This window comes from Sphingomonas sp. CCH9-E2 (assembly GCF_001557215.1).
Taxonomy (GTDB): Bacteria; Pseudomonadota; Alphaproteobacteria; order Sphingomonadales; family Sphingomonadaceae; genus Sphingomonas.
Genome location: NZ_LSJM01000008.1, coordinates 1 through 6,721 on the forward strand (window position 1 = coordinate 1; position 6,721 = coordinate 6,721).

A 6,721-nucleotide genomic window follows, 5' to 3' on the forward strand; every position below is an offset into this window, starting at 1 on the left:
TCACCGTGCGCGAACCCTTCACCCCGCCCGCCGTCAGCGATCCAACCTTTGCCGGTCGGCTCAAGACGCTGTTCACTGCCCGCTTCGGCGCGGCGCGCGTGACCGACATCGCCCCGACCATGGCAGGCGAGGATTTCGGTCGCTACCCGATCGCCGATCCGTCGGTGAAAGCCGTGATCTACTGGGTCGGCGGCGTGCCGCAGGATGCGTGGGACAAGGCGCAGGCCAATGGCGGCAAGGGCCTGCCCTCGCTGCACAGCCCGAAATGGGCACCCGATGCGGAAAAAGTGATCGGCACCGCCGCCGAAGCGATGACGGCGGCGGCGCTCGACGTGATGAAGCGGTAAGCAATCCTCCCCCGCCAGGGGGAGGATTAAAGCCTACTCCGCCGCATCCTTCGCCTTCGCCAGCTCGGCTTCCTTGTCGGCATCATAGCCGGTGGAGGCGGGCGGCTGATGCGCATGCACCGGCTGCGTGCCCGAGGGCGGGTCGGACGCGTCCATCGATTCGTCGAGCGCGCGGTCGAGCCGCGCCTGCTTGCTCTCGGGGTTCTTCTCCAGCCGTTCCGCGATGCTCTCGTCGGTCCCGGCGTCGCCGCGCTGCTTGTCGTCGTCCATCGTCTCTCTCCCAGATGGGTGGACGGTGGAAACGCGCACGCCGCATCCCGCGTTCCGCGCCGCAAACGCAGAAGGGCCCGGCCATCGCTGGCCGGGCCCTCCCGAAATCGCCATCGGCGGCGCGATTACTCGCGGTTGCCGATGATGCTGAGGATGAACTGGAACATGTTGATGAAGTCCAGATACAGGTTCAGCGCACCCATGATCACCGCCTTGCCGACCATGTCGGTACCGGCGACATACTGATAGACGCTCTTGATCCGCTGCGTGTCATACGCCGTCAGACCCGCGAAGATCAGCACACCCGCGATGCTGATGATCAGCGACAGCGTGCTCGACTGGGTGAAGATGTTGATGATCGACGCGACGATGATGCCGATCAGGCCAACGATCAGGAAGCTGCCGAGACCCGACAGGTCCTTCTTGGTCGTGTAGCCATAGAGGCTCAGGCCCGCGAAGCCGGCTGCGGCGGCGAAGAACGCCTGCGCGACCGACTCACCGCTATACCGAAGCAGCAGCGTCGAGAGCGACAGGCCCATCAGCACCGTGAACGCCCAGAACATACCCTGAAGCGCGCCGGTCGAGAACTTGTTCTGACCGAAGCTCATCGCGAACACGATCGCCAGCGGCGACAAGATGATCAGCCATACCAGCGGGCCGCCATTGGCGAAGACCGAGGCAGCCGCCGATTCGGCACCGCCCCAGGCAAACAGCAGCGCAACGATGCCGCTCAGCAGGACGCCCGAGGCCATATAGTTGTAAACGGAAAGCATGTAGGACCGCAGCCCCGCATCATACGCGGCGCTATCCCGCGTACCTGCGGCCGTCGCAAACGGTGCGGCGGTCGAATGGGGGTCAGACCAGTTCGCCATCTCAAACTCCTTTGCCCGGCGGTCTCTGAATATCGGCCGCCCGGATGTTACCCAATATCATGCGTTGCCGGTCGAGATTCAAGGAAAACCGGAATCGCCGCGTCTGACGAAGTGGGTTAACGGGCTTTGCCATGCACCGCCTGTTCGTCGCCCTGCGACCCCCGCCCCCGATTCGCGACCTGCTAACCGACCTGATGGATGGGATTGAGGGGGCGCGCTGGCAGGATGACGACCAGCTCCACATCACGCTGCGCTACATCGGCGAAGTCGATTCGCGCATGGCGGAGGATGTCGCGGCCGCGCTGTCGACGATCCGTGCCGACCTGCCGCCCCTGCGCATCCAGGGCTGCGGCATGTTCGACAGCAAGGGTCAGCCCAACGCGATCTGGGCCGGGGTCGCTCCGCGCGAACCGCTCGCGGCGCTTCACCGCAAGATCGACCGCGCGCTGGTCCGCATCGGGCTGGAGCCGGAACATCGCGCGTATCTCCCGCACATCACGCTCGCGCGGCCCGCCCGCTCAGCCGGACCCGTCGATGCCTTCCTCGCCCGCCACGCCGCGCTGACCAGCCCAGAGTTCACCGTCACGCACATGGCGCTGTACGAAAGCCGCCTGGGCACTGGCGGCTCAAGCTATGAGCCGGTCGCACGCTATGCGCTGACCGGCCCATAGCGCCTCGGCTCAGCCAGCCGCGAACACGCCGCACGCGATGCGGTCGCCGCTATTGCCCGACGGATCGGTCTTCTGGTCGTCGGGACCGGCATGGACCACGAACGCCGCGCCATCGGCGTCGAGCAGCCCGTCCATCGTCCCCGACCCGAGCTTGTAGGTCAGCGTGCCGGTGCCATCGGGGCGCACGATCAGATTGGGCATGTCGCCGGCATGCGCGCCCTGCGGATTTTCCAGGCCATGCTTGGTCGCGCCCGGGTTCCAGTGCCCGCCAGCGGTGGTAAAGGCCGGCGCGTCGCACTTGCCGGTCATATGGACATGCACGCCATGCGGGCCCGGCGAGATGCCGGTCACCGACACCTTCACCGACAGCCCGCCATTGGTCACCGTCGCCACCGCGCTGCCCGCCGCGCTGCCATCGGCGCGCTTGAGCTGCGCCGTCGCGCGGCCGGGGTCGCTGGTCGTGGCACCGCCGCTGCACGCGGCGGTGAGGGCAAGTGCGGCAAGCGCGCAACCGGTCCGGATCATCATCGTCTCCTGTTCTCGAAACCCGCCACCCCAATGGGTCAGCGCGGAAAGGGTTCCGCGTTCACGCCCGCGGATGGGCGTTGCGATAGACGTCGAGCAGATGCGCAGCGTCCACCGCAGTATAGATTTGCGTCGAACTCAGGCTGGCATGGCCGAGCAGCTCCTGCAAGGCGCGCAGATCCGCCCCGCGCCCCAGCAGATGCGTCGCGAAACTGTGGCGCAGCGCATGCGGCGTCGTCCGCTCGGGCAGCCCCAACCGCACCCGCGCCGCGCGCACCGCGCGCCGCACCAAAGCCGGATCGAGCGGCCCGCCGCGCGCTCCGCGAAACAGCGGCGCGCCCGGTGCGGTGCCATAGGGGCATTGCCGCACATACTCCTCCACCGCCGCGCGCACCTGCGGCAACAGCGGCACGATCCGCGTCTTGTCGCGCTTCCCCGTCACCCGCAGCGTCTCGCCCAGCGGCAGCGCAGCACCAGTCAGCGCCATCGCCTCACCGATGCGCAGCCCCGCACCATAGAGCAACAGCAGCACTGCCAGATCGCGCGCCGCAATCCACGGTTCGCGCGCATCCTCCGCCACTTCCTCGGCCAGCGCCACCGCCTCGTCGGGCGACACCGGGCGCGGCACGCCCTTGCGCACGCGCGGCCCCCGCAGCCGGGGCAGCTCGGCCTCCTCCCCGCCCGCAAAGGCGAGGAACGCCCGCACCGCCGACAGCTCCCGCGCGGCGCTGGAGTTGCCGATCCCGTCGGTGCGCCGCTGTGCCAGATAGGCGCGCAGATCCGCCGCGCTGACCCGGCCCAGCGCCGCGCGATCTACCGCCCCGCCCCAATGCCCCGACAGAAACGCGATCAACCGCGCCGCCGTCGCCTCATAGGCCCGCACCGTATGCGCCGACCGCCGCCGATCCCGCGCCAGATGCGCGCCGAACAACAGAGGAAGCGGGCGGTCGTCCATCGTTCGACCTTATCCCAATTATCCTCCCCCGCCAGCGGGAGGATAGACTGGTCACCGCACCAAAATCCCCTAAACCCCTCCCATGATCAACGCCAACGGCCACCGCATCGCCTTCCATCACACCCCCGGCACCGGGCCGACCATCGTCTTCCTCCCCGGTTATGCTTCTGACATGAGCGGGAGCAAGGCGGTCGCGATCGAAGCCTGGGCGCAATCCACCGGCCGCGCCTTTCTGCGCTTCGACTATGCCGGCTGCGGCGAGAGCGAAGGCGCGTTCGAGGATCAGACGCTGGCCAGCTGGCGCGACGACGTACTGCTGCTGATCGACCGGCTGATCGAAGGGCCCGTCATCCTCGTCGGATCGTCGATGGGCGGGTGGATCATGCTGCTGGTGGCCAGGGCGCGGCCGGATCGCGTCGTCGGGATGGTCGGTATTGCCGCCGCCCCGGACTTCACCGACTGGGGGTTCACGCAGGCGCAGAAACTGACCTTGCTCAACGAAGGTCGTCTCGAGGAGCCGTCCGAATACTCCCCCGAGCCCAATGTCACGACCCGTGCCTTCTGGTCGTCGGGCGAGGCGAACCGGCTGATGCACGGACCCGTAGACCTGCCCATCCCCGCGCGGCTGATCCACGGCCAGCGTGACCCCGATGTGCCCTGGGAGCGCAGCGTCAGCCTTGCCGGCCTGCTCCGTTCAGACGATGTGCAGACAATCCTCGTCAAGGACGGCGACCATCGCCTGTCGCGCCCGCAGGACATCGCCCTGATCCTGCGCACCCTTGAGGATCTCGTCCCCACGCCATGATGCTCCTGCTTCTCGCCGCCGCCGCCCAGACTGCCCCCGTCGGCCCACCCTCGCCCGAGGAACAGCGCTGGGAACGCTGCGTCGAACTCGCGGTCGATGAACCCGCGGCGGGAATCGAGGAGGCCAATCGCTGGCGCCTCGCGGGCGGGCGTTTCCTTGCCGAGCAATGCCGCGGCATGGCCTATGCCCGGCAACAGCGCTGGGTCAGCGCGGGCGGCGCATTCGAAACCGCCGCGCGCGAGGCCGAAGTGGCGCGCGACCGCCGCGCCTCGAAATACTGGGCACAGGCGGGCAATGCCTGGCTCGCCGCGGGTGAGGCCGCAAAAGCGCGCACCGCGCTCGACGCCGCGCTCGCCACCGGCACGCTGGAGGGGCTGGAACGCGGCGAAGCGCATCTCGACCGCGCCCGCGCGCTGGTCGCATCGGGCGATCTCGCCGGCGCGCGCGGCGACCTCGACAAGGCACTCGTGCACGCGGCGAAAGACCCGATGGCGTGGCTGCTCTCCGCCAACCTCGCGCGCCGCACCGGCAACATCCCGCTCGCCCGCGAGCATATCGCCAAGGCGCTGGAGATGGCCGGCGACGACGCCTCGGTCCAGCTCGAAGCCGGAAACATCGCCGCCGTCGCCCGCGACGAAGCCGGGGCCAAGGCCGCCTGGACCCGCGCGGCGCAGCTTTCGCCCGACGGCCCGATCGGCGCCTCCGCCCGCGCGGCGCTCCAACAATTTGCAGAGCAAGAATAGACTCCGGCGGCATCCTTCCTATCTCTGGCCCGAACCAGCCATAGGGACTCCCGATGCACTATCTCCACACCATGATCCGGGTGACCGACCCGGACGCCTCGATCCGCTTCTTCGAACTGCTCGGCCTCAAGGAAACCCGGCGGATGGAGAGCGAAAAAGGCCGCTTCACGCTGATCTTCATGGCCGCGCCGGGCGACATAGCCGCCGACACGTCCGAGCGCGACGGCCGTCCGCGTGCCGAGGTGGAGCTCACCTATAACTGGCCGCCCGAGGATGGCAGCCCCGCCGAAACCTATACCGGCGGCCGCAATTTCGGGCATCTCGCCTATCGCGTCGAGAATATCTATGAAACCTGCCAGCGGCTGATGGACGCCGGCGTGACGATCAACCGCCCTCCGCGCGATGGGCATATGGCGTTCGTGCGCAGCCCGGACGGCATCTCGGTCGAGCTGCTGCAGGACGGCCATCTCGAACCCGCCGAACCCTGGGCGTCGATGCCCAATACCGGAGCCTGGTAATGGGAATCGAGGTCGTCCGGATCCCCGCGCTCAGCGACAATTATATCTGGCTCGCGCATGACGCCGCTTCGGGGGAGACGATCGTCGTCGACCCTGCCGTGGCGGAGCCCGTGCTGGAGGCTACCGCAGCGCGCGGCTGGACGATCTCGGCGATCTGGAACACCCACTGGCACCCCGACCACACCGGCGGGAATGCCGCGATCAAGGCCGCGACCGGTTGCACCGTCATCGCCCCCGCCGCCGAAGCCGCGAAGATCCCAACCGCAGACCGGCTGGTGGCGGAGGGCGACACGGTGACGCTTGGCGCGCTCCAGGCGGCGGTGATCGACGTCCCCGCCCACACCGCCGGCCATATCGCCTATCATCTGCCCGAAGCGGGAATCGTCTTCGTCGGCGACACGCTGTTCGCGATGGGCTGTGGCCGTCTGTTCGAAGGGACGGCGGCACAGATGTTCGCGAATATGCAGCGCCTCGCCGCGCTGCCCGGCGAGACAACCGTCTATTGCGCGCACGAATATACCCAGTCGAATGGCCGCTACGCGCTGGTCGCCGAGCCGGACAATGATGCGCTGGTCGCGCGGATGGCTGAGGTCGATGCGATGCGCGCGCAGGGGCTGCCCACGGTGCCAACCACGATCGCACTCGAACGCGCGACCAACCCCTTCATGCGCGCTGCGTCGGTCGAAGAACTGGCGGAGCGCCGAGCGGCGAAGGACAACTTCCGCGGCTAACCCACCCGCCGCTTCCACGTCACCACGCGATAGGCCCACACCACCACTACCGCAGCCGTGGTGAGAATCGCGACCGGGCCGACATAGACCTGCAGCTCCTCGAACCGCGACCCCAGCAGCAGTCCCGCATAGGCCAGCACCGCATTCCAGATCGCGCTCCCGACGAATGTCGCGAGCAGGAAGCGCGGCATCCCCATCTTCGCCATGCCGGCGGGCAGCGAGATCATCGTGCGAAACGTCGGCAGGAAGCGGAAGAAGAACACCACCCACAGCCCGTGGCGGTT

10 protein-coding genes and 1 pseudogene are annotated in these 6,721 nt (G+C 68.1%); 6 read left to right on the forward strand and 5 right to left on the reverse strand.

The features are described 5' to 3' along the window. Positions 1 to 347 (forward strand): annotated as a pseudogene (locus AX681_RS22230) (amidohydrolase); the annotation flags it as partial. A 33-nt stretch (positions 348 to 380) separates the two neighbouring features. Here AX681_RS22230 and AX681_RS00545 read toward each other — a convergent pair. Both AX681_RS00545 and AX681_RS00550 read right to left on the reverse strand, forming a co-directional pair. Further along, on the reverse strand, positions 381 to 617 hold the full coding sequence (locus AX681_RS00545) for a hypothetical protein (RefSeq protein WP_331709965.1): 237 nt from the start codon (positions 615 to 617) through the stop codon (positions 381 to 383). Positions 618 to 742: 125 nt separating this feature from the next. Next, the gene (locus tag AX681_RS00550; RefSeq protein ID WP_066663016.1) at positions 743 to 1,489 is read right to left on the reverse strand and encodes a Bax inhibitor-1/YccA family protein; all 747 of its coding nucleotides are present in this window, start codon (positions 1,487 to 1,489) and stop codon (positions 743 to 745) included. Positions 1,490 to 1,620: 131 nt separating this feature from the next. On the opposite strand from AX681_RS00550, the gene thpR reads away from it, so the two are divergent. Next, positions 1,621 to 2,160: an RNA 2',3'-cyclic phosphodiesterase gene (thpR, locus tag AX681_RS00555; protein WP_066663011.1), complete on the forward strand. Its 540-nt coding sequence runs from the start codon at positions 1,621 to 1,623 to the stop codon at positions 2,158 to 2,160. A 9-nt stretch (positions 2,161 to 2,169) separates the two neighbouring features. Here the strand turns inward: thpR and AX681_RS00560 are convergent, their stop codons facing one another. After that, complete coding sequence (locus AX681_RS00560) at positions 2,170 to 2,685, reverse strand: superoxide dismutase family protein (RefSeq protein ID WP_231733809.1); 516 nt, start codon at positions 2,683 to 2,685, stop codon at positions 2,170 to 2,172. A gap of 61 nt (positions 2,686 to 2,746) precedes the next feature. Further along, positions 2,747 to 3,640, reverse strand: coding sequence for a tyrosine recombinase XerC (locus AX681_RS00565; protein ID WP_066663008.1), 894 nt, complete (start codon positions 3,638 to 3,640; stop codon positions 2,747 to 2,749). A gap of 82 nt (positions 3,641 to 3,722) precedes the next feature. Here AX681_RS00565 and AX681_RS00570 point away from each other — a divergent pair, with 82 nt between their 5' ends. From AX681_RS00570 to gloB, 4 genes are read left to right on the forward strand one after another with little or no spacing between them, the layout of a single operon-like run. After that, positions 3,723 to 4,445 (forward strand): alpha/beta fold hydrolase, encoded by a 723-nt coding sequence (locus AX681_RS00570; RefSeq protein WP_066663006.1) that lies wholly within the window; start codon positions 3,723 to 3,725, stop codon positions 4,443 to 4,445. After that, the gene (locus AX681_RS00575; RefSeq protein WP_197422013.1) at positions 4,442 to 5,188 is read left to right on the forward strand and encodes a tetratricopeptide repeat protein; all 747 of its coding nucleotides are present in this window, start codon (positions 4,442 to 4,444) and stop codon (positions 5,186 to 5,188) included. Before AX681_RS00570 ends, AX681_RS00575 begins: the two co-directional genes overlap by 4 nt. 53 nt (positions 5,189 to 5,241) lie before the next feature. Further along, a complete protein-coding gene (locus AX681_RS00580; protein ID WP_066663004.1) occupies positions 5,242 to 5,706 on the forward strand; it encodes a VOC family protein in 465 nt (154 codons plus the stop codon). After that, the gene (gloB, locus tag AX681_RS00585) at positions 5,706 to 6,437 is read left to right on the forward strand and encodes a hydroxyacylglutathione hydrolase (protein WP_066663001.1); all 732 of its coding nucleotides are present in this window, start codon (positions 5,706 to 5,708) and stop codon (positions 6,435 to 6,437) included. Before AX681_RS00580 ends, gloB begins: the two co-directional genes overlap by 1 nt. On the opposite strand, the gene AX681_RS00590 is transcribed toward gloB, so the two are convergent. Then, positions 6,434 to 6,721, reverse strand: a 288-nt coding sequence (locus AX681_RS00590; RefSeq protein ID WP_197424203.1) for a DedA family protein, incomplete at its 5' end; no start/stop codon positions are given. The two genes, gloB and AX681_RS00590, sit on opposite strands and share 4 nt — an antisense overlap.

Excerpts from the sequence above, each read along its gene's own strand:
- AX681_RS00545 (WP_331709965.1), bottom strand. The coding sequence starts at position 617 with ATGGACGACGACAAGCAGCGCGGCGACGCCGGGACCGACGAGAGCATC.
- AX681_RS00550 (WP_066663016.1), bottom strand. The coding sequence starts at position 1,489 with ATGGCGAACTGGTCTGACCCCCATTCGACCGCCGCACCGTTTGCGACG.
- thpR (WP_066663011.1), top strand. The coding sequence starts at position 1,621 with ATGCACCGCCTGTTCGTCGCCCTGCGACCCCCGCCCCCGATTCGCGAC.
- AX681_RS00560 (WP_231733809.1), bottom strand. The coding sequence starts at position 2,685 with ATGATCCGGACCGGTTGCGCGCTTGCCGCACTTGCCCTCACCGCCGCG.
- AX681_RS00565 (WP_066663008.1), bottom strand. The coding sequence starts at position 3,640 with ATGGACGACCGCCCGCTTCCTCTGTTGTTCGGCGCGCATCTGGCGCGG.
- AX681_RS00570 (WP_066663006.1), top strand. The coding sequence starts at position 3,723 with ATGATCAACGCCAACGGCCACCGCATCGCCTTCCATCACACCCCCGGC.
- AX681_RS00575 (WP_197422013.1), top strand. The coding sequence starts at position 4,442 with ATGATGCTCCTGCTTCTCGCCGCCGCCGCCCAGACTGCCCCCGTCGGC.
- AX681_RS00580 (WP_066663004.1), top strand. The coding sequence starts at position 5,242 with ATGCACTATCTCCACACCATGATCCGGGTGACCGACCCGGACGCCTCG.
- gloB (WP_066663001.1), top strand. The coding sequence starts at position 5,706 with ATGGGAATCGAGGTCGTCCGGATCCCCGCGCTCAGCGACAATTATATC.